The organism is Nonomuraea sp. NPDC023979 (assembly GCF_040639085.1).
In the GTDB taxonomy this organism is placed as follows: Bacteria; Actinomycetota; Actinomycetes; order Streptosporangiales; family Streptosporangiaceae; genus Nonomuraea; species Nonomuraea ceibae.
Map to the genome: position 1 here is coordinate 40,953 of NZ_JBEZZG010000041.1, position 19,017 is coordinate 59,969.

Annotated in this window: 20 protein-coding genes; 13 read left to right on the forward strand and 7 right to left on the reverse strand. The window is 70.4% G+C overall.

The features are described 5' to 3' along the window. The first annotated feature begins 58 nt into the window (after positions 1-58). The 4 genes from AB0G11_RS42580 (at position 59) to AB0G11_RS42595 (ending at position 5,645) form a co-directional block, all read left to right on the forward strand. On the forward strand, positions 59-451 hold the full coding sequence (locus AB0G11_RS42580; protein WP_219504406.1) for a DUF5318 family protein: 393 nt from the start codon (positions 59-61) through the stop codon (positions 449-451). 140 nt (positions 452-591) lie between these two features. Further along, a complete protein-coding gene (locus AB0G11_RS42585) occupies positions 592-3,258 on the forward strand; it encodes a transglycosylase domain-containing protein (protein ID WP_357592567.1) in 2,667 nt (888 codons plus the stop codon). Continuing rightward, positions 3,252-4,577, forward strand: coding sequence for a glycosyltransferase 87 family protein (locus tag AB0G11_RS42590; RefSeq protein WP_219504409.1), 1,326 nt, complete (start codon positions 3,252-3,254; stop codon positions 4,575-4,577). The genes AB0G11_RS42585 and AB0G11_RS42590 overlap by 7 nt, the downstream gene beginning before the upstream one ends. Before the next feature lie 3 nt (positions 4,578-4,580). Beyond that, positions 4,581-5,645, forward strand: coding sequence for a mannosyltransferase family protein (locus AB0G11_RS42595; protein WP_357592569.1), 1,065 nt, complete (start codon positions 4,581-4,583; stop codon positions 5,643-5,645). Between the two features lie 63 nt (positions 5,646-5,708). Here the strand turns inward: AB0G11_RS42595 and AB0G11_RS42600 are convergent, their stop codons facing one another. Beyond that, positions 5,709-6,452: a deoxyribonuclease IV gene (locus tag AB0G11_RS42600; protein WP_219519980.1), complete on the reverse strand. Its 744-nt coding sequence runs from the start codon at positions 6,450-6,452 to the stop codon at positions 5,709-5,711. A 76-nt stretch (positions 6,453-6,528) separates the two neighbouring features. Between AB0G11_RS42600 and AB0G11_RS42605 the strand changes: the two genes are divergently transcribed. Next, positions 6,529-6,708, forward strand: a complete 180-nt coding sequence (locus AB0G11_RS42605; protein ID WP_219519978.1) for a hypothetical protein — start codon at positions 6,529-6,531, stop codon at positions 6,706-6,708. A gap of 45 nt (positions 6,709-6,753) precedes the next feature. Here the strand turns inward: AB0G11_RS42605 and AB0G11_RS42610 are convergent, their stop codons facing one another. Next, entirely contained in the window at positions 6,754-7,065 is a 312-nt protein-coding gene (locus AB0G11_RS42610; protein WP_219519976.1) for a hypothetical protein, read from the reverse strand. Between the two features lie 187 nt (positions 7,066-7,252). Here AB0G11_RS42610 and rpsF point away from each other — a divergent pair, with 187 nt between their 5' ends. The 7 genes from rpsF to AB0G11_RS42645 all read left to right on the forward strand — a co-directional run bounded on the left by rpsF (position 7,253) and on the right by AB0G11_RS42645 (position 11,548). Then, the gene (gene rpsF, locus AB0G11_RS42615) at positions 7,253-7,543 is read left to right on the forward strand and encodes a 30S ribosomal protein S6 (RefSeq protein WP_026214314.1); all 291 of its coding nucleotides are present in this window, start codon (positions 7,253-7,255) and stop codon (positions 7,541-7,543) included. Between the two features lie 78 nt (positions 7,544-7,621). After that, positions 7,622-8,188, forward strand: a complete 567-nt coding sequence (locus AB0G11_RS42620; RefSeq protein ID WP_219519973.1) for a single-stranded DNA-binding protein — start codon at positions 7,622-7,624, stop codon at positions 8,186-8,188. Positions 8,189-8,250: 62 nt separating this feature from the next. Then, positions 8,251-8,487, forward strand: a complete 237-nt coding sequence (gene rpsR / locus AB0G11_RS42625) for a 30S ribosomal protein S18 (RefSeq protein WP_020543048.1) — start codon at positions 8,251-8,253, stop codon at positions 8,485-8,487. Between the two features lie 14 nt (positions 8,488-8,501). After that, a complete protein-coding gene (rplI, locus tag AB0G11_RS42630; protein WP_219519971.1) occupies positions 8,502-8,948 on the forward strand; it encodes a 50S ribosomal protein L9 in 447 nt (148 codons plus the stop codon). Between the two features lie 148 nt (positions 8,949-9,096). Further along, a complete protein-coding gene (locus AB0G11_RS42635) occupies positions 9,097-9,963 on the forward strand; it encodes an ABC transporter substrate-binding protein (protein ID WP_357592571.1) in 867 nt (288 codons plus the stop codon). Then, on the forward strand, positions 9,924-10,808 hold the full coding sequence (locus AB0G11_RS42640) for an amino acid ABC transporter permease (RefSeq protein ID WP_308125892.1): 885 nt from the start codon (positions 9,924-9,926) through the stop codon (positions 10,806-10,808). Before AB0G11_RS42635 ends, AB0G11_RS42640 begins: the two co-directional genes overlap by 40 nt. Beyond that, positions 10,805-11,548, forward strand: coding sequence for an amino acid ABC transporter ATP-binding protein (locus tag AB0G11_RS42645; protein ID WP_219508155.1), 744 nt, complete (start codon positions 10,805-10,807; stop codon positions 11,546-11,548). The genes AB0G11_RS42640 and AB0G11_RS42645 overlap by 4 nt, the downstream gene beginning before the upstream one ends. On the opposite strand, the gene AB0G11_RS42650 is transcribed toward AB0G11_RS42645, so the two are convergent. Beyond that, on the reverse strand, positions 11,545-13,026 hold the full coding sequence (locus AB0G11_RS42650) for an amino acid permease (RefSeq protein ID WP_246645505.1): 1,482 nt from the start codon (positions 13,024-13,026) through the stop codon (positions 11,545-11,547). The two genes, AB0G11_RS42645 and AB0G11_RS42650, sit on opposite strands and share 4 nt — an antisense overlap. Positions 13,027-13,093: 67 nt before the next feature. Beyond that, complete coding sequence (locus tag AB0G11_RS42655) at positions 13,094-14,395, reverse strand: MATE family efflux transporter (RefSeq protein WP_219508157.1); 1,302 nt, start codon at positions 14,393-14,395, stop codon at positions 13,094-13,096. 281 nt (positions 14,396-14,676) lie between these two features. Here AB0G11_RS42655 and dnaB point away from each other — a divergent pair, with 281 nt between their 5' ends. Then, entirely contained in the window at positions 14,677-16,881 is a 2,205-nt protein-coding gene (dnaB, locus tag AB0G11_RS42660; RefSeq protein ID WP_357592573.1) for a replicative DNA helicase, read from the forward strand. 13 nt (positions 16,882-16,894) lie between these two features. Here the strand turns inward: dnaB and AB0G11_RS42665 are convergent, their stop codons facing one another. The 3 genes from AB0G11_RS42665 to soxR all read right to left on the reverse strand — a co-directional run bounded on the left by AB0G11_RS42665 (position 16,895) and on the right by soxR (position 19,017). Continuing rightward, a complete protein-coding gene (locus AB0G11_RS42665; protein ID WP_357592575.1) occupies positions 16,895-17,914 on the reverse strand; it encodes a hypothetical protein in 1,020 nt (339 codons plus the stop codon). A gap of 4 nt (positions 17,915-17,918) precedes the next feature. Then, on the reverse strand, positions 17,919-18,422 hold the full coding sequence (locus AB0G11_RS42670) for a SigE family RNA polymerase sigma factor (RefSeq protein ID WP_219508160.1): 504 nt from the start codon (positions 18,420-18,422) through the stop codon (positions 17,919-17,921). A gap of 115 nt (positions 18,423-18,537) precedes the next feature. Next, positions 18,538-19,017, reverse strand: a complete 480-nt coding sequence (gene soxR, locus AB0G11_RS42675; protein WP_357592577.1) for a redox-sensitive transcriptional activator SoxR — start codon at positions 19,015-19,017, stop codon at positions 18,538-18,540.

Here is a 19,017-nt window from a genome sequence, read left to right on the forward strand (position 1 = left end):
ATCAATGAGTTCACCAAGGCGTTGGGATGAATCAGTAAAAAGCCGTAGTCTGGCGCTCATGTGGTCACAGAGAAGGGTGGTGGATTGCGGCCTTGCCAGACGGGCGGTCGTCCACTCCCCGCGTTCCGGGCGCGCCGCGTCCGGCGATCTCTGTGACGCACAGCCCAACCTCCTCCGGGCACGGGCAATTCGCCGCTTCGGCGAGCCGACCGAACGCCTCTGCCCGGTGTGCGAGGGGGAGAACGTCACCAACGTGACCTATGTCTACGGGGACTCCCGGAGCCGCCATGCCGGTCGGGCAAAGGTCACGTCAGGGCTCGCCGCAATGGCCCATGATTACGACGAGTTCCGGGTGTACGTGGTCGAGGTCTGCCAAGGTTGTTCCTGGAATCACCTGACGGTCTCGTTCGTCCTCGGGAACGGGCCGCCAGACGTGGCCGCACGACAGTAGAAGATCTAGACGAGGACGGCGAGGAGCCACGCCCTGAAACGCCGTGCTATCCGACGACGATGCGAGGACGTGTGAGTTACAGCAGCAACGAGGGGACGGCCCGCCCTGGTAGGCGCCGTCGTTCCGGCTCGTCCCGTTCCGTGCCCCAGGATCCCGCGCCGCAAACCGGCGATTCCGGCTGGGGCTCCACGCCGCCCGCGCGTCGTCCCGAGGCGGCCTACGAGCAGACCGGGGCGATGGCCGCGCAGCCGTACAACGAGCCGCCGGGACGCGAGAACCCGCGCCCGCAGCAGCCTCGGCCGGACCTGCGGCCCCCCTCACAGCCTGTGACGCCTCCCCACCCCGGCGCGCCCGCGCACCCCGGGACGCCCTCGCCGTCCGAGGCCCCGGAGCCGCGCCGCCGCGCGGCCGGGTCCCGCAGGCGCTCCGAGCAGGCGCCGGCCCGCTCGCACGCCGACCAGGAGACCATGATCAGCGAGTCGCCCCCGAGGCGCTCGCGCAGGAGCGGCGGCGGCCCCGGCGGGCCGACCGAGCCGCCCGGCCCGCCCAAGGGCGGCGACAGGCCAGGCTGGCGGCGCTTCATCCCGAGCTGGAAGCTCGTCGTGGCCAGCTTCGTGGTGCTCTCCGCCGGCGTCTTCGGCATGATCGCGGTCGCGTACGCCAACACCCCGGTGCCCCGAGAGGACCAGGTGCAGGACGGCGTCTTCGACCAGGAAAGCATCATCTACGACGTCCACAAGAAGGAGCTGGCCCGCCTCGGCACCAAGCGCCTCCCGCTCGAGTTCGAGCAGATCCCGCGGCACGTACAGGACGCGGTGATCGCCGCCGAGAACAGCTCGTTCCGTGAGGACTCCGGCATCTCGTTCTCCGGCATGGTCCGCTCGCTGTGGAGCACCGTCTCCGGCCAGCAGGTGCAGGGCGCGTCCACCATCACCCAGCAGATGGCGCGCGGCTACTACGACGGCCTCTCCAAGGAGGTCACGATCCAGCGCAAGGTCAAGGAGATCTTCGTCGCGGTCAAGCTGAACAAGGTGCTGACCAAGGACACCATTCTCAAGCAGTACCTCAACACCATCTACTTCGGCCGGGGCGCCTACGGCATCGGCGCCGCAGCCGACGCGTTCTTCAACAAGAAGGTCGGCCAGCTCACCCCCGAGGAAGCCGCCTACCTCGCGGGCCGCATCCAGAACCCGAGCGCCTTCGACTCCGCCGAGAAGTCCGGCAACCTCGCCCCCACCGAGGAGCGCTACGTCTACGCGCTCGGGCAGATGGCCAAGCTCGACCCCAAGGCGTACGGTCACCTGCCTGCCAAGTCGCCCAAGTCGCCCAAGCGCATCAAGGACAAGCCCAAGCAGATCTTCGCCGGCCTCAAGGGCTACATGGTGCAGACGGTGCTCAACGAGCTGGAGAGCACCCTCAAGATCGACCGCGAGGAGGTGGAGAAGGGCGGCTACCGCATCTACACCTCGCTCGACCCCAAGCTCATGCGCGCCGCCCGTGACGCGGTCAGGCAGCACACCAAGGGCCTGCCCGAGGAGATCAGCACCACGATGGCCGCGGTCGACCCGCGCAACGGCCGGATCATCGCCTTCTACGGCGGCGACGACTACACCAAGGACGCCTGGAACGACGCCTTCCTCTCGCAGAAGCAGGCGGCCTCGGCGTTCAAGCCGTACGTCCTCGCGGCCTGGCTCGACGCCGGCTACAGCCTGCGCAGCTACGTGCCGACCAAGGGCCCGGTCAAGCTGCCCGGCACCACCCCGATCGACAACGACCACGGCTTCAAGACCTCGGCCGTCGACGTCGTCACCGCCACGGCCAGCTCCGTCAACACCGCCTACGCGAAGATGGGGGAGAAGGTCGGGCTCGACAAGGTCATCGAGATCGCCTCGAAGGCCGGGCTCAGCAAGCAGCGGCTGGAGGACGCCGAGTCGCGCCACCACTACCTGATCACCATCGGCAGTGGCCAGGTCACCGCCGTCGAGCAGGCCGGCGGCTACTCGATCTTCGCCAACGCCGGCAAGCACTACGACAACCACGTGATCATCCAGGTCAAGGACCGCAACAAGCAGACGATCTGGAACGAGAAGAAGAGCTTCGCCCAGGTCATCACGCCGGAGGCCGCCGCCGACGCCACCGCCGCGCTGCAGGCCGTCGTCAAGTCCGGCACCGGCGGCAACGCCGCGCTCTACGACCGGCCGGTGGCCGGCAAGACCGGCACCAACAACGACAACAAGGAAGCCTGGTTCGTCGGCTTCACCCCGCAGGTGTCGACCGCCGTCGGCCTGTTCCGCCAGGAGTGCCGCACCAAGACCGGCAAGGTCGTGCAGCCGGTGAACGACAACTGCCCGTGGTTCCGGGGCAAGAACCCCGACCGGGAGAAGAAGTACACGCCGCAGAAGCCGTACAGCACGGCGTTCGAGGTGCCTCTCGGCGCGGCGTTCCAGGGAGCGACCTACCCGGCGGCGATCTGGAAGACCTTCATGACCGAGGCCATGAAGGGCAAGGAGGTCATCCAGTTCCCGGCCCGGGTCGACGCCGGGATCTCCGAGGACCTGGTGCCCAAGCCGGAGCCCACCCCGACGCCCAGCGACACGCCCGACCCGGACGCCGAGTTCCCCGGCGAGGACTGCGGCTTCGACAGCCCGTGCGACGAGGACTCCGACGTCTCCAACGAGACGACCGAGAACCCGTTCCCCGAGGATGAGGAGGACGGCGGCTTCCTCGGCGACAGCGGCGGCGACGGCGGCGGTGGCGGCGCGGCCGTGCCGGGGCCGACGCCCGGCAACCGCCAGTTCCCATGGTGAAGTCCGACACGGCGGTGCGCCGGCCGTTCGTCGCGCGCGCCGTCCCGTACCTGCCCCTGGGGCTGTTCGCGGCCCTGGGGGCGACGCTGGCCTACCTGGTGCGGCTGCCCTGCCGCTCCGGGGGCTGGAACGACCAGGTCACCGTCTACACCAACTTCTGCTACACCGACATCTACCCGCTCTACTTCGACCGGCAGCTCGCCACCGAGAACCCGTACTTCGCCGACGTCATCGCCGAGAAGCACGTCGAGTACCCGGTGGTGCTCGGCGAGGTGATGCAGGTCATCGCCTGGCTCGTGCGCCGCTTCGAGCAGGACGTGACCGGCCAGGCGGTGCTGTTCTACGACCTCACCGTCATCCTCATGGGGATCTCGCTGGTGGTCGGCGTCCTGCTGATGGCCGCCGTCGCCGGCCCCACCCGCCGCTGGGACGCCCTCTGGTACGCGCTCGCGCCCGCCGTGGTGCTGGCCGCCTACATCAACTGGGACCTGGTCGCCGGGGCGCTGTCGATGGGCATGCTGCTGGCCTGGGCGCGCAAGCGGCAGGTGCTGGCCGGGGTGCTGCTCGGGCTGGCGATCGCCACCAAGTTCTACCCGCTGATGTTCCTCGGCGCGCTGTTCCTGCTCACGCTGCGCACCGCCCGGTGGCGGCCGTTCCTGGTCACGCTGGCCTCGACGGCGGTGGCGTGGCTGGTGGTCAACCTGCCGTTCATGGTGCTCGCCTGGGACGGCTGGCGGCGCTTCTACGTCTTCTCGCAGGAGCGCGGCGTCGACTGGGGATCGCCGTGGCTGTTCTTCCAGCGCAAGGGCTGGCCGGTGCTCGGCACCCTGGACGTGAGCGTGCTCGGCATGGCGTCGCTGGCGCTGTGCTGCCTGGCCATCGCGGTGCTGACGCTGACCGCGCCGCAGCGGCCGAGGCTGGCGCAGATCTGCTTCCTGGCGCTGGCCGCGTTCATGATGACGAACAAGGTGTGGTCGCCGCAGTTCGTCCTCTGGCTGGTGCCGCTGGCCGTGCTGGCCAGGCCCAACTACCGGCCGCTGGTGCTGTGGCAGCTGGCCGAGGTCTGGTACTTCTTCGCCATCTGGCTCTACCTGCTCAACCAGGCGCCGCTCAGCCGGACCGATCTCGGCATCGGGGACGACACGTACTTCACCGCCGTGTGGGGGCGGGTCATCACGATCGGGATCATGATGGCGTTCGTGGTGCGTGACATCCTGCGGCCGGCCAAGGACGTGGTCCGGCAGGCGGGGGTGGACGACCAGGTGGGCGGGGTGTTCGACGGAGCTCCCGACCGGTTCACGTTGCGAGCTGCCGGCTAGTTCATGATCACCCGCTCCACCGGCAGGGACGCGCTGCTGATCTGGTTCGCCACGCGTGCCGGGCTGCTGGTGACGACGCTGCTCGGCGTCACGCTGCACGAGTACGTGGACCGGTGGCGGCAGTGGGACGCCGGGCTGTTCGTCACCATCGCCGAGCACGGCTACGACGGCGACCCCGGGCAGCCGCGCGACGAGGGGCTGCCGGCCTTCTTCCCGGGGCTGCCGCTGGCGCTGCGCGCGGTCCATCTGGTGGTGCCCGACTGGTCGGCTGCCGGGCTGATCGTGTCGCTGGCGGCCGGGGCGGTGGCGATGGTGGCGCTGGCCCGGCTGGCCGAGTTCGAGGGGGCCCGCGGGTGGGTGGCGGTGCTGGCGCTGGTGCTGTTCCCGCCCGCGGTGTTCCTGGCCGCCGGCTACAGCGAGTCGCTGTTCCTGGCGTTCGCGATCCCCGCCTGGCTGGCGGCGCGGCAGGGGCGCTGGCCGGCCGCCGTGCTGCTGGCGGCGGGGGCGTCGTGCGTGCGCATCACCGGGCTGTTCCTGGCCGCCGCGCTCGTCGTGGAGTTCGCGGCGAGCCGGGAGCCGGTGCGGAGGGCGGGCTGGCTGCTGGTGCCGTTCCTGCCGCCGGCCGCGTACTCCGCCTTCCACTACGCCCGCTCGGGCGACTGGCTGGCCTGGAAGCACGCGCAGGAGGCCGGCTGGGGGCGCGAGCTGGTGTGGCCGTGGGAGTCGTGGGCGGTGACCTGGGACTCCGCGATGGGCGACGGCGACATGGCGCCGGCCTTCCGGATGGAGATCGCCGGGGCCGTGGCGGCCGTGGCCGTGCTGGTGTGGCTGCTGGCGCTGCGCCGCTGGAGCGAGGCGGTCTACGTGGGGCTGCAGGCCGGGGCGCTGATGACCTCGGCCTACTACCTGTCGCTGCCGCGCTCGCTGCTGCTGTGGTTTCCGCTGTGGGTGGCGATCGCCCAGGTCGCCACCCGGAGGCAGTGGGTGATCGTGGCCTACGCGCTGGTCTCGGGGCCGCTCATGGTGCTCAACACCGCCCGGTTCCTCTCGGGCGCCTGGGCGGGCTGAACTCCTTACCCACTTTGCCGCGTCGGCAATCCAGGGAAGTTATCCACAGGCTGTGTGTTTCCGCTAGAGATTCTTCCTCAGGAAGGCGATGTCCTCGGCTTGACCTTCGGCTGGGGTCTCCACCACGATCGGCGCGCCGGCCGCCCGGCACACCTCCAGGATCAGCTCGGGGTCGATCTTGCCCTTGCCGAGGTTGGTGTGACGGTCGGCGCCCGAGCCGAAGTCGTCACGCGAGTCGTTGCAGTGCACCAGGTCGATCCGGCCGGTGATCGCCTTGACCCGGTCGACCAGGCCAGGCAGCTCCTCGCCGCCCGCGTGCGCATGGCAGGTGTCGAGGCAGAAGCCCACGTCGAAGCCGTCGAGCGCGTCCCACAGCCGGGCCAGCCGGTCCAGGCTGCGCGCCATCGCGTTGTCGCCGCCCGCCGTGTTCTCGATCAGCACCGGGATCGGGCACTCCAGGCGCTCGAACACCTTGCGCCAGTTGTCGAAGCCCGCCTGCGGGTCGTCGTCCTTGTTGAGGTGGCCGCCGTGCACGATCAGGCCCTTGGCGCCGATGCTCGCCGCCGCCTCCAGGTGCTGCGACAGCAGCTTGCGGCTCGGGATCCTGATGCGGTTGTTGGTCGAGGCCACGTTCACCAGGTAGGGGGCGTGGATGAAGATGTCGACGCCCTCGACCGGCCGGTCCGGCAACTCCGGCTTCTTGTAGCCCTGCGGGTTGCCGAGGAAGAACTGCACCACGTCGGCGCCGATGGCCGCGGCGTGGGCGGCTGGGTCGTCCTGGCCGACGTGAGCTCCGATGCGCACCATGTCAGCGAGCCTATCCGTTTGGACGGCGTGCCCAGGGGAAGTCGCCTTGCACCCCCTGACCCCCGAGGAGCACGGCATGAGCCGCTGGCGCTGGCGATCCCTGATATTCCTGATCTACGTCGTGATCGGCATCTACGTGGCGTGGGTCTACGACTACATCACCCCCGCCGTACTCAGGGACGTCGCCGAGGCGCTGCTGGCGGTCTTCCTGTGGTTCCTGATCCTGCTCGGCGTCGACCTGCACATCGGCGGCTGAGGACGCCGCGCGGACTTACGGGCGGACTTACGGCAGGAAGCGGAGTTACGGCAGGAAACCGCCTCTGGCGATGCCCAGCGCGGCGCCGACGAACGAGGCCACCAGGCCCACGATGTTCAGCGAGCGCTGCGGCGTGGTCGCCGAGACGTACTGCGAGTAGAGGCCGATGCCGAAGCCGAGCGTCCCGGCCCAGGACGCGATGACGTGGCCGCCCGGGAAGAACGTGGCGCCGAAGGCCACGAGGCCGCACACGAGCGTGGCGACCGCGAAGGCGTTCTCGACCGGATGGGCGCGGCCGTCGGTGTTGAGCGTGAGCCGGACGCGTTCGCGCTGCGTGGGCTGGAGGACGTGTGGCATTGCGAACCACCCCCTTGTTTATCTGTGCCTTCCCATCCACGAGCTGCTGGTAACCTGAACGACGCTGCGTTGTGATGGGTGACCCGTCACCCCCGGGCGCCGAAAGGGGCGGCCAGGGCCCGCGCAGCGTCCTCCTGTCACGGCAGAGTGTCGTGACCGCAGAGTCCAGAGGAGGTTGGAGTCCCGCATGCGTCGTTACGAAGTAATGGTCATTCTGGACCCTTCGCTCGATGAGCGCACCGTGGCGCCGTCCCTCGACCAGTTCCTCACCGTGGTCCGCAACGACGGCGGCACCGTGGAGAAGGTCGACGTCTGGGGCCGTCGCCGTCTTGCCTACGACATCGACAAGAAGTCCGAAGGCATCTACGCCGTCATCGACCTGTCCGCGGAGCCCGCGACGGTCAAGGAGCTCGACCGGCAGATGAACCTCAACGAGGGCATCCTGCGCACCAAGGTCCTGCGTCCCGACGTGCACTAAGCACCGGCTTTTGTCGGAGCAGCCCCCTACTCTGGGCCGTAACCAAAGCGAAGGCGTGCAGGAAGGCGAGCGCTGGCCATGGCAGCAGGCGACACCGTAATCACCATCGTCGGCAACCTTGTCGACGACCCGGAGCTGCGCTTCACCCCGACGGGGCAAGCGGTGGCTCGATTCCGCATCGCGTCCACTCCGCGGTTCATGGATCGTCAGACCAACGAGTGGAAAGATGGCGAAAGCCTCTTCCTGACCTGCAACGTGTGGCGGCAGGCGGCGGAGAACGCCGCCGAAAGCCTCCAGCGCGGCATGCGGGTCATCGTTCAGGGGCGGCTCAAGCAGCGGTCTTACGAGACCAAGGAAGGCGAGAAGCGCACCGTCTACGAGGTCGAGGTCGACGAGGTCGGCCCGTCCCTGCGCAACGCCACCGCCAAGGTCAACCGCACCTCCCGTCAGGGTGGCGGCGGTGGCGGCTTCGGCGGCGGTCCGGCCGATGACCCCTGGGCCTCTGCCTCGCCCGCTCCGCCTCAGGGCGGCGGCGGTTTCGGTGGCGGCGGCGGCGGTTACCAGGGCGGCGGCCAGCAGCAGGGCGGCGGCAACTCCGGCGGCTTCGGCGGCGGCGGCGATTTCAGCGACGAACCGCCTTTCTAGACCCAGTCCACCAGCCCGAGTCCATTCCCGCCTGACGGCGGGGCTCTGAAAGGAGCACCACGATGGCAAAGCCGGCACTGCGCAAGCCCAAGAAGAAGGTTTGCCTGTTCTGCCACGACAAGATCTCCTACGTCGACTACAAGGACACGGCCCTGCTGCGGAAGTTCATTTCCGACCGTGGCAAGATCCGTGCGCGCCGGGTGACGGGCAACTGCACCCAGCACCAGCGCGACGTGGCGACGGCGATCAAGAACGCCCGTGAGGTGGCCCTGCTGCCTTACACGAGCACCGCGCGCTAAGGAGGCCTGTCGAAATGAAGCTCATCCTCACGAACGAGGTCTCCGGCCTCGGCGCCCCCGGCGACGTTGTCGAGGTCAAGGACGGCTACGGCCGTAACTACCTCATCCCCCGCGGCTACGCCATGCGCTGGACGCGTGGCGCCGAGCGGCAGATCGAGTCCATCAAGAAGGCTCGTGACGCCCGCGAGATCCGCGACCTGGGCACGGCCAAGGAGGTCGCCGGTCAGATCGGCGCCCTGCGTGTCCGTCTCACCACCCGCGCGGGCGACTCCGGCCGCCTGTTCGGCTCGATCACCACGGGCGACATCGCCGACGCCGTCAAGGCTGCCGGTGGCCCGGTGCTCGACCGCCGCCGCATCGAGATCGTCAACCCGATCAAGAGCGTCGGCTCCCACAAGGTGACCGTCAAGCTGCACCCCGAGGTCTCGGCGTCGGTCGACGTCGAGGTCGTCGCAGGCTGACGCTCTCCCGCTTCGCCGGCGGCCCCCTCCCGTTCCCGGGAGGGGGCCGTCGCCGTCTCGCCAGCCGGACCGCAGGTGGGGGCGGTTGGCGCGCAGCGTAGAATCCCTTTTCGTTCTTTTCTTCGCGTTTCCCCCTGGAGGCTCCGCCATGGCCCGTCCCTCGACGCTGCTCGCGCTCGGCGCGCTCGCGGCGGCGGCCGTAGCCTGTGCGCCCGTCGACAACACCGCCGACACGGCCGCCCCGGCCCCGACGGTGTCCACCGCGTGCACCAAGGACCAGCTCAAGCTCGTCAACGCCGGCAAGCTGACGATCGGGACCGACAAGCCCGCCTTCGAGCCGTGGTTCAAGGACGACGACCCGAGCAACGGCCAGGGCTTCGAGAGCGCGGTCGCGTTCGCGGTGGCCGGCGAGCTCGGCTTCGACCGGGACGAGGTGCAGTGGACCACGGTCAAGTTCGACTCGGCGTTCGCCCCGGGGGCCAAGCAGTTCGACTTCGACATCAACCAGGTGTCGATCAGCCCGGAGCGCGCCCAGGCGGTCGACTTCAGCAAGGGCTACTACACGGTCAAGCAGGCTGTCGTCACCGCGGGCGACGGCAAGTACGCCGGGGCCAAGACGCTGGCCGAGCTCAAGGACGCCAAGTTCGGCGTCCAGGTCGGCACCACCTCGCTGGCGGCGGTGCAGGAGGTCATCAAGCCGGCCAAGGAGCCCAGCGTCTACAACGACCAGGGCGACGCCGTCAGCGCGCTCAAGAACGAGCAGGTCGACGCCATCGTGGTGGACCTGCCCACGGCCTTCTACGTGACGGCCGCGCAGGTCGAGGGCTCCAAGATCGTGGGCCAGTTCAGCTCGACGGGCGGCGCGCCCGAGGAGTTCGGCCTGGTCATGGAGAAGGGCAGCGCGATCAAGTCGTGCGTCGACAAGGCCGTCGAGACGCTCAAGTCCAAGGGTGAGCTGGCCAGGATCGAGCAGGAGTGGCTGAGCTCGGCGGCGGGCGCGCCGGAGCTGAAGTGACCGCCGGCCCCACCTGGGTCAAGAGCGAACGGCAGCAGGAGCGCGAGCGGTTCCGCCGGTCACAGGGCCGGCGGAACGCCTCGATCGCCACCGCCTCGGTGGTCGTGTTCGTGGTGCTGCTGGCGACGATCGCCACCAACGCGCCCGGCTGGACGAGGGTGCAGGCGGCGTTCTTCAACGCCGAGGTGTTCCGCGAGTCGCTCCCGGACGTGGCCGAGGGGTTCCTGCTCAACATCAAGATCTTTCTGATCACCGAGCCGCTGGTCCTGGTGGTGGGCCTGTTGGTGGCGCTGGCCAGGAACGTCAAGTCGCCGGCGTTCCTCCCGATCCGCGCGCTGGCCACGCTCTACGTGGACGTGTTCAGGGGCGTGCCGACGCTGCTGGTCATCTACCTGGTCGGGTTCGGGCTGCCCGCGCTCCGGTTGCAGGGCATCCCGAGCGACCCCGCGACGCTGGGCATCATCGCCCTGACGTTGTCCTACGGCGCGTACGTGGCGGAGGTGTTCCGGGCCGGCATCGACTCGGTCCACCCCAGTCAGATGGCCGCGGCCAGGTCGCTGGGCCTGAGCCAGGCCAAGGCGATGCGGTTCGTGGTGCTGCCGCAGGCGACCCGCACGGTCGTGCCGCCGCTGCTGAACGACTTCATCTCGCTGCAGAAGGACACTGCGCTGGTGGCGACGATCGGGGCCCTGGAGGCGCTGCGGCAGGCGCAGATCCACACGTTGGACAACTTCAACTACACCCCCTACCTGGTGGCGGCGCTGCTGTTCATCCTGCTGACGATCCCGATGGCGCGGTTCACCGACCATCTGGCCGAGCGGACACGAAGGAGGCGGGGCGCGTGAGCCTGCTCAGCATCGAAGGAGTGTGGAAGCACTTCGGCGACCACAGCGTGCTGCGCGGCGTCGATCTGGAGGTGCACGCGCACGAGGTGGTGACGCTGATCGGGGCGTCCGGGTCGGGCAAGTCGACGCTGCTGCGCTGCGCGAACCTGCTGGAGACGGTCGACGACGGCGTGATCCGGCTGGACGGTGAGGAGATCACCGATCCGCGCGTGGACGTCGACGGGGTGCGCAAGCAGCTCGGCATCGTGTTCCAGGCGTACAACCTGTTCCCGCACATGACGGTGCTGGCGAACATCACGCTGGCGCCGCGTCAGGTGCACGGGGTGCCGAAGGAGCGGGCTGAGGAGGAGGCGCGTGACCTGCTGTCCAGGTTCGGGCTGGCGGACAAGGCGGGCGCGTACCCTGACCAGCTCTCGGGAGGGCAGCAGCAGCGGGTGGCTGTGGTGCGGGCGCTGGCGACGCGGCCGAAGCTGATCCTGCTGGACGAGGTGACGTCGGCGCTGGACCCGGAGCTGGTGCGGGAGGTGCTCGGCATCATCCGTGAGCTGAAGGAGTCGGGCATGACGATGCTGCTGACGACGCACGAGATGTCGTTCTGCCGGGAGATCTCCGACACGGTGTGCTTCCTGGACGGCGGTGTGCTGCTGGAGAAGGGGCCGCCGGAGCAGTTGTTCGACGATCCGCACCACGAGCGCACCCGGGCGTTCCTCCAGGGTGTGCGGGAGTCGGGGCGGCTCTAGCGCCGGTGCCGGCCGCGCCCGTGGGGCAGAGGTGGGGGTGGCCGCTCGCCGCCTGCCAGCAGGCTGTGGCGGCGGCCGTACGCGAGGTAGACGAGCAGCCCGAAGGCCATCCACAGGGCGAACCACGCCCAGGTCTGCACTCTGAGGTTCACCATGAGCCAGAGGGTGGCCAGCAGCGACAGGACGGGCAGCAGCGGGGAGAGCGGCACCCGGAAGCCGCGTTCGAGCTCCGGCATGCCGCGCCGCATGGTGATCACCCCGGCCGCGACGAACAGGAACGCGAACAGCGTCCCCATCACGACCAGCTCCTGCATGGTGAGCACGGGCACGAACTCGGCCAGCAGGATCGCGGTGGCGCCGATGACGAGGGTGACGCGGGAGGGCGTGTGGTAGGCGCGGCTGATGACGGCGAGCCGGCGGGGGATGAGCCCGTCGCGGGCCATGGAGAACAGCACCCGCGTCTGCCCCACGATCAGCACGAGGATCACCGTGGTCAGCCCGAGCACGGCTCCGGCGTCGATGACGTGGACCATCCAGTCGATCCCGGCGGCCTGGAAGGCGCTGGTGAGGGGCGCGGCGACGGCGATGCCGGTGTGCGGCACCATGCCGACCATGACGGCCGCCACGGCGATGTAGATGACGGTGGCGACGACGAGTCCGCGGATCATGCCCTTGGGCACGACGGTGCGCGGGTTGACGGTTTCCTCGGCGGCGGTGGCGACGATGTCGAAGCCGATGTAGGCGAAGGCGATGGCGGGCGCCGCGGCGAACACCCCGAACCAGCCGAACACCTGCCCCTGCCCGGTGAACAGCTCCAGCACGGTCGCCGACGGGGTGGCGGCGGGCTGCGGCTCGGCGTAGAAGCCGGCGTAGTTGGCGGGGTCGACGTGGAGGACGCCCACGACGACGACGGCGCCGATGGCCAGCAGCTTGGCCGACACCATGATCCACAGGGCGCGCAGCCCGATCCGGGCGCCCATCGCGACGACGGCGGTGAGCAGCACCAGGATGAGCAGCACGAGCCCGTCCTCGACCAGCTCCGGGTACGGGACGCGTACCCCGGTGTTGGCGATGGCGCCGACGGCGATCCGGCCCCACGCGCGGGCCACCACGGCGGCGGCGAGCTGCAGCTCCAGGATCAGCGCGCAGCCGATGACCCACGCCCACACCTCGCCGAAGATGACGTACGTGAACGTGTAGGCGCTGCCGGAGGCCGGCATGGTGGACGACAGTTCGGCGTAGCAGAGGCAGGCCAGCAGGCAGGCGATGCCCGCGATCATGAAGGAGAGGATGACGCCGGGCCCGGCCACGGTGGCGGCCTGCTGGCCGGCGATGCTGAAGATGCCGGCGCCGATCATCACGCCGAGGCCGAGCACGACGAGGTCGCCGGTCCGGTAGACCTGGGCCAGCCTGTGCCGGGCGCCGGTGCGTAACCCGGTGGCCTCGGCCGGTGGCAGACGTCGTGTGATTGTGGACAAGACACACCCCGCTCGTGTGACTCGCCCACAGTGCATCACCACTCAGGCAACAGCAAGCACGGTACGGTCACGCCCCGGTCACCAGCCAGGCGGTGCCGGAGGCCCGGAGGGTCAGCGTGATCAAACGTGCAATCATCCACAGGCCGAGCGCGCACCAAAGTGCAACGATGCCGAATCCGGCGGCGAGGAAGGCGGCAGGCAGGTACGCCAGCGTCGTCCACACGCCCGCCCAGGCGAGGTAGCGCTGGTCGCCCGCGCCGATGAGGACGCCGTCGAGGACGAACACCACGCCGCAGATCGGCTGGAACAGCGCGACAGGCCAGAGCACGGCCAGCAGCTCGGCGGTGACCTGTGGATCGGCGTCGAACAGGCCGGGCAGCAGCGGCCGTGCCGCGACGACGACCAGCGCGAGGGCCGCGCCGGACCAGACGCCCCACACCACCATGCGCCGGGTGGCGGCCCTGGTGGCGGCCACGTCGCCGGCGCCGAGCGCCCGCCCGGTGATGGCCTGCCCGGCGATGGCGATGGCGTCGAGCGCGAAGGCCAGCATCGTCCACACCTGTGTGGCGATGGCGTACGCGGCGAGCTCGGCCTGGCCCATCCGGGTGGCGATGACGGTGGCGACCAGGAGCACGATGCGCAGGCAGACGGTCCTGATGAGCAGGGCGAACCCGGCGGTGCCCGCCTGCCCGATCCCGGCCGGGTCGGGGCGCAGCGGCGTGCCCAGCCGCCGCGCGCCCTTGACGACGACGGTCACGTACACGACGGCGCCGAGCGTCTGCGCGAGCACGGTGCCCCAGGCGGAGCCGGCGATGCCCCAGCCGAGGCCGAGCACGAACCAGGCGTTCAGGATCGCGTTGAGCGCGAACGAGCCGATGGCCACCACGAGCGGCGTGACGGTGTCCTGGAGACCGCGCAGCACGCCGGTGCCCGCGAGCACGACGAGCATGCCGGGGGTGCCCAAAAGGCTGATGCGCAGGTACGTGACGGCTTCCTGGGACTGCTCGGGGCTTGCGCCGAACAGGTCGACGATGGCCGGGGCGAGCGGCCAGCAGGTGACGATGAGCGCCGCGCCGATGGCCAGCGCGAGCCAGATGCCGTCGACGCCGCTGCGCATTGCCCGGTCGTGGTTGCCGGCGCCGGTCTGCCGCGCGACGGACGCGGTGGTGCCGTAGGCGAGGAAGACGCACAGGTTGACGAGTGTCGTCAGGACGGCGCCGGCGACGCCCAGCGCGCCGACCGCCTGGGTGCCCAGCCCGTGGCCCACGATGGCGTAGTCGGCGAGCAGGAAGAGCGGCTCGGCGACCAGCGCGCCGAACGCGGGCACGGCAAGCCGGAGGATTTCCCGGTCCTGTCGGGTAATGGGCATCTGTACAGTATGCCCCTTACTCCGCGTGTCGGGCCAACTTTCTTTCCTCCACAGCCGGTGGATACTGTCTTCGCAGGTCAGAATAGGTGTGAAGGATCTTTTCCACAGTTATCCCCAGCTCCGTCCACAGGCATTTCACACCCTGGGGCGGTTCGTACACAGCTTGACCACAGGGTTTTCCACAGGCCGCGTTGCCGTCAGGGCGCAGAGCCGCGAAACTGTCACCCCGGTCGACTACAAGTGGGGGTGGTGCGACCGCCTGCAAGTCTCGAGGGGGCGCGGTGAGCATTGACGAAGAGGTCGGCGCAGGGCCGGGCTTCGAGCGCACCCCGCCGAGCAACATCGAGGCGGAGCAGTCCGTCCTCGGCGGCATGCTGCTGTCGAAGGACGCGATCGCCGACGTGGTCGAGATCATCCGTTCCGACGACTTCTACCGGCCCGCCCACCAGATGATCTACGAGGTCATCACCGACCTCTACGGCCGGGGCGAGCCCGCCGACGCCGTCACGGTCTTCGACGAGCTGCAGAAGCGCGGCGAGATGGCCCGCGTCGGCGGCGCCGCCTACCTCCACACGCTGACGGCCGTCGTCCCCACCGCCGCCAACGCCGGCTACTACGCGAAGATCGTCCGTGAGCAGGCGATCCTGCGGCGGCTCATCGAGGCCGGCACCCGCATCGTCTCCTTCGGCTACGGCGGCCAGAACGAAGAGGTCGACGACCTGGTCGACCGCGCCCAGGCGGAGATCTACAAGGTCACCGAGCGGCGCACCTCCGAGGACTACGCGGCGCTGGCCGACATCATGCCCGGCGCCCTCGACGAGCTGGAGGCCATCGGCAGCCGCGGCGGCCAGATGGTCGGCGTGCCCACCGGCTTCCAGGACCTGGACCAGCTCACCAACGGCCTGCACCCCGGCCAGATGATCGTCGTCGCGGCCCGCCCGGCCATCGGCAAGGCGCTCGCCCTCGACACCCCGCTGCCCACCCCGACCGGCTGGACCACGATGGGCCAGGTCGAGGTCGGCGACCTGCTCATCGGCGCCGACGGCAGGCCGACCCGGGTCGTCGCCGCGACCGAGGTGCTGCACGACCGGCCCTGCCACGAGGTGGAGTTCGCCGACGGCACGGTCATCGTCGCCGACGCCCTGCACCAGTGGCGCACCGCCGACGGCGTCCTGCGCACCACCGAGGAGCTCGCCCCCGGCCACGACGTGGCGCTGCCCGCCGCCTTCCGGCTCGACGAGCAGGAGCTCCCGCTCGACCCCTACCTGCTGGGCCTCTGGCTCGGCGATCGGGCCGGCGCGGGCGTGAGCGACCCGGCGCTCGCCGAGGTGCTGCGCTCAGACGAGCTGCACAAGGGCCTGGCCGCGCTCGGCCTGCTCGCCGCCGACCGCGTCCCCGCCGCCTACCTGCGCGGCTCCGAGCGGCAGCGTCGCGACCTGCTGGCGGGCCTGCTCGACGCCGACGGCCACGTCAACAGCGCCGGGTGGGTCCAGTTCGCCGCCACCGGCCGGCGCCTCGCCCACGACGTGCGCGAGCTCGCGCTGACCCTCGGCTACCACGCCACGATCACCACCGAGCCCATCAGGGGCCGCGCCGGCGTGCCCTCCGCCCGCTACACGATCGGGTTCGCCACCGCCGACCGCGTCTTCCGCCTGCCCGGCCGCCAGCCCGGCGCCGCGGGCCGGCCCTCCCACGAGATCGTCGCCGTCCGCCCGGTCGAGACCCGCCCCGTACGCTGCGTCGAGGTCGACAACGCCGACCACCTCTACCTGGCGAGCCGCGCCTGCGTGCCCACCCACAACAGCACGCTCGGCCTCGACTTCGCCCGCTCGGCCGCCATCAAGCACGGCATGACCACGGTCATCTTCTCCCTGGAGATGTCCCGCAACGAGATCACCATGCGTCTGCTGTCGGCCGAGGCCCGCGTCGCCCTCCACGCCATGCGCTCGGGCATGATGGGCGACGACGACTGGACCCGCCTGGCCCGCCGCATGAGCGAGGTGGCCGAGGCGCCGCTGTTCATCGACGACTCGCCCAACATGTCGATGATGGAGATCCGGGCCAAGTGCCGCCGCCTCAAACAGCGCAACGACCTGCGCTTCGTCGTCATCGACTACCTGCAGCTGATGAGCTCGCCGAAGAAGACCGAGAGCCGCCAGAACGAGGTCTCGGAGATCTCCCGTGCGATCAAGCTGCTGGCCAAGGAGCTGGAGGTCCCGGTCATCGCGATCTCCCAGCTCAACCGTGGCCCCGAGCAGCGCACCGACAAGCGCCCCCAGGTGAGCGACCTGCGCGAAAGTGGATCGATCGAGCAGGACGCCGACATGGTCATCCTGCTGCACCGCGAGGACGCCTACGAGCGCGAGTCCCCGCGCGCCGGTGAGGCCGACCTGATCGTGGCCAAGCACCGTAACGGCCCCACGGCGACGGTGACGGTCGCCTTCCAGGGCCACTACAGCCGCTTCGTCGACATGGCCCAGCACTAGGCCGCCCGGCGGCTCACTCCGTCGTCTGGTAGACGGCCAGGGTCAGCGTGCCGGGGCGGCGCTCGTACGCGGTGACGCCGCCGGCCGAGACCCTGAGCCGGACGGTCACCTTGCCGTCGGCGCCGGGCCGCACCGTGCCGAGCTCGCCGACGCTGAACGTGCCGCCCGAAGGCGGCTCCCAGCACCTGGCGGAGCCCTTGGGCGGACGGCCGTTGACGCTGGTCTCCGCGTGCACCCGGCCGGCGATCGCGCCCGTGCAGTAGGCGACCACCGTGAGCGGCCGGTCCGTGGGCGGGAGCGTGAGCGTCACGCCGTGGCTCTCGGGCCAGGAGACCGTCCTCGCGGTGAGGAGCCGGTACCGGTCGCCGATCGTCGCGGGCGGCGTCTCCGTCGGCGCCGGACCCGGGGACGCGGGCGGCGTCCACTCGTAGATGCCGAACCGCCACCTGCCCGGTCGGCCCGGCATGTCCTTGGCGGCCTTGCCCATCGTCATCGTGAACGTGACCTCACGCGCGCCGCCGGGCAGCGGCGCGAGGTCGGCCGGCCGGTTCTGCTCGCACGAGCCGTGCAGGCCGTCGAACGTCAGGGGGAACCACCGGCGCGTCCCCGCCACCTTGGCGGTGACCGTGGGCACGTAGAACGGCGTGCTCGGCGGGCAGTCGGCCATGACGGCCAGCGGTTTCCCGCTCACCGGCACCTTCGCCGACACCGTCCTGGCGGCCGGCGCGTCCAGCGTGACCGTGGCGAGACGGCGGTAGACGGTCCCGTCCGCCGCCTCGAACCGGGCCGGGAGCTGCTTCGGGGCACTGGCGGTGATCGTGCCCTCCTTCTCGGGCGCCGGGCGTACGCCGAGCAGGCTCCAGCCCACCGCGACCGACGCCGCCACGACGCCCGCGACCGCGACGACGGCGGCGCGGCGGCGTCGCGCCGCCGGCGCGCGGGCGCGCAGCCGCTCCCACGGGATCGGACGGTCCAGCGCCGGACGGCTGCGCTCCTCCAGCAGCTCGTACAGGTCCCTGTGGTCGATGGGCACGCCCTTACCCCTTCCTCGCGTACGCGGCCGCGAACGATGCGTCGACGCGCAGCTTGGCCAGCGCCCTGCTCGTCTGGCTCTTGACCGTCCCCACGCTGCAGCCCAGCGTCCTGGCGGTCTGGACCTCGGTCATGTCCTCGAAGAAGCGCAGCACCACCACGGCCCGCTGGCGGGCCGGCAGCCGGCCCAGGAGCTCCCAGACGAGCCGGCGCTCGTCCGCCTGATCCATGCGGTCGGAGTCCTGCGCCCGGTCGGGCGGCGCGCCGGTGGTGATCTCGGCCTGTCTCCAGCGCCGCCGCCACCACGACACGTGCTCGTTCACGATGATCTTGCGTACGTACGCCTCATGCTCCTCGCGAACGCGCGGCCAGACCACCCAGACCTTCATCAACGCCGTCTGCACCAGGTCCTCGGCCACGGCCCAGTCCCTGGTCAGCAGATAGGCGGTGCGGAGCAACCGATGCCATGCCGCCGCGACGAACGCGTCGTACTCCGATCGATCCGCCATCCCCCGAGCCTTTCCTCAGTGACAATCACCGGTACTACGCGGCCGGGGCGCGGAAAGGTTGCCTGGGGGAGAGGGGCAGCGGCCGGGGCGCGGAAAGGTTGCCTGGGGGCGGGGGTCAGCGGCAGGAGGCCGGAGGGCAGATGCGGGTGTCGATGCGGCGGGCGCCGGGGCCCTCCTCGCCGAGGCGGTCGTGGGCGTTGGCGAGCGCGCACCGGTCGAGCGACAGGCAGCCGCAGCCGATGCAGTCGGTGAGGTCGTCACGCAGCCGCTGGAGCTGGACGATGCGGTCGTCGAGCTCCCTGCGCCAGGCGGCCGACAGCCGCGCCCAGTCGTCGCGGGTGGGGGTGCGCTCCTCGGGCAGCTCGGCGAGGGCGTCGGCGATGGTCTTGAGCGGGATGCCGAGCCGCTGCGACAGCCGGACGAACGCGACCCGGCGCAGGGTGTCGCGGGTGTAGCGGCGCTGGTTGCCGGCGGTGCGGCGGCTGGAGATCAGGCCCTTGGTCTCGTAGAAGTGCAGAGCCGACACGGCGACGCCGCTGCGCTCGGCGAGCTGGCCGACGGTCAGCTCCTTGGAGTCCCATGCCACGTTGGTCAC

Coding starts and splice junctions, on each gene's coding strand:
- AB0G11_RS42580 (WP_219504406.1), top strand. CDS start 59: ATGTGGTCACAGAGAAGGGTGGTGGATTGCGGCCTTGCCAGACGGGCG.
- AB0G11_RS42590 (WP_219504409.1), top strand. CDS start 3,252: ATGGTGAAGTCCGACACGGCGGTGCGCCGGCCGTTCGTCGCGCGCGCC.
- AB0G11_RS42595 (WP_357592569.1), top strand. CDS start 4,581: ATGATCACCCGCTCCACCGGCAGGGACGCGCTGCTGATCTGGTTCGCC.
- AB0G11_RS42600 (WP_219519980.1), bottom strand. CDS start 6,452: ATGGTGCGCATCGGAGCTCACGTCGGCCAGGACGACCCAGCCGCCCAC.
- AB0G11_RS42605 (WP_219519978.1), top strand. CDS start 6,529: ATGAGCCGCTGGCGCTGGCGATCCCTGATATTCCTGATCTACGTCGTG.
- AB0G11_RS42610 (WP_219519976.1), bottom strand. CDS start 7,065: ATGCCACACGTCCTCCAGCCCACGCAGCGCGAACGCGTCCGGCTCACG.
- rpsF (WP_026214314.1), top strand. CDS start 7,253: ATGCGTCGTTACGAAGTAATGGTCATTCTGGACCCTTCGCTCGATGAG.
- AB0G11_RS42620 (WP_219519973.1), top strand. CDS start 7,622: ATGGCAGCAGGCGACACCGTAATCACCATCGTCGGCAACCTTGTCGAC.
- rpsR (WP_020543048.1), top strand. CDS start 8,251: ATGGCAAAGCCGGCACTGCGCAAGCCCAAGAAGAAGGTTTGCCTGTTC.
- rplI (WP_219519971.1), top strand. CDS start 8,502: ATGAAGCTCATCCTCACGAACGAGGTCTCCGGCCTCGGCGCCCCCGGC.
- AB0G11_RS42635 (WP_357592571.1), top strand. CDS start 9,097: ATGGCCCGTCCCTCGACGCTGCTCGCGCTCGGCGCGCTCGCGGCGGCG.
- AB0G11_RS42655 (WP_219508157.1), bottom strand. CDS start 14,395: ATGCCCATTACCCGACAGGACCGGGAAATCCTCCGGCTTGCCGTGCCC.
- AB0G11_RS42670 (WP_219508160.1), bottom strand. CDS start 18,422: ATGGCGGATCGATCGGAGTACGACGCGTTCGTCGCGGCGGCATGGCAT.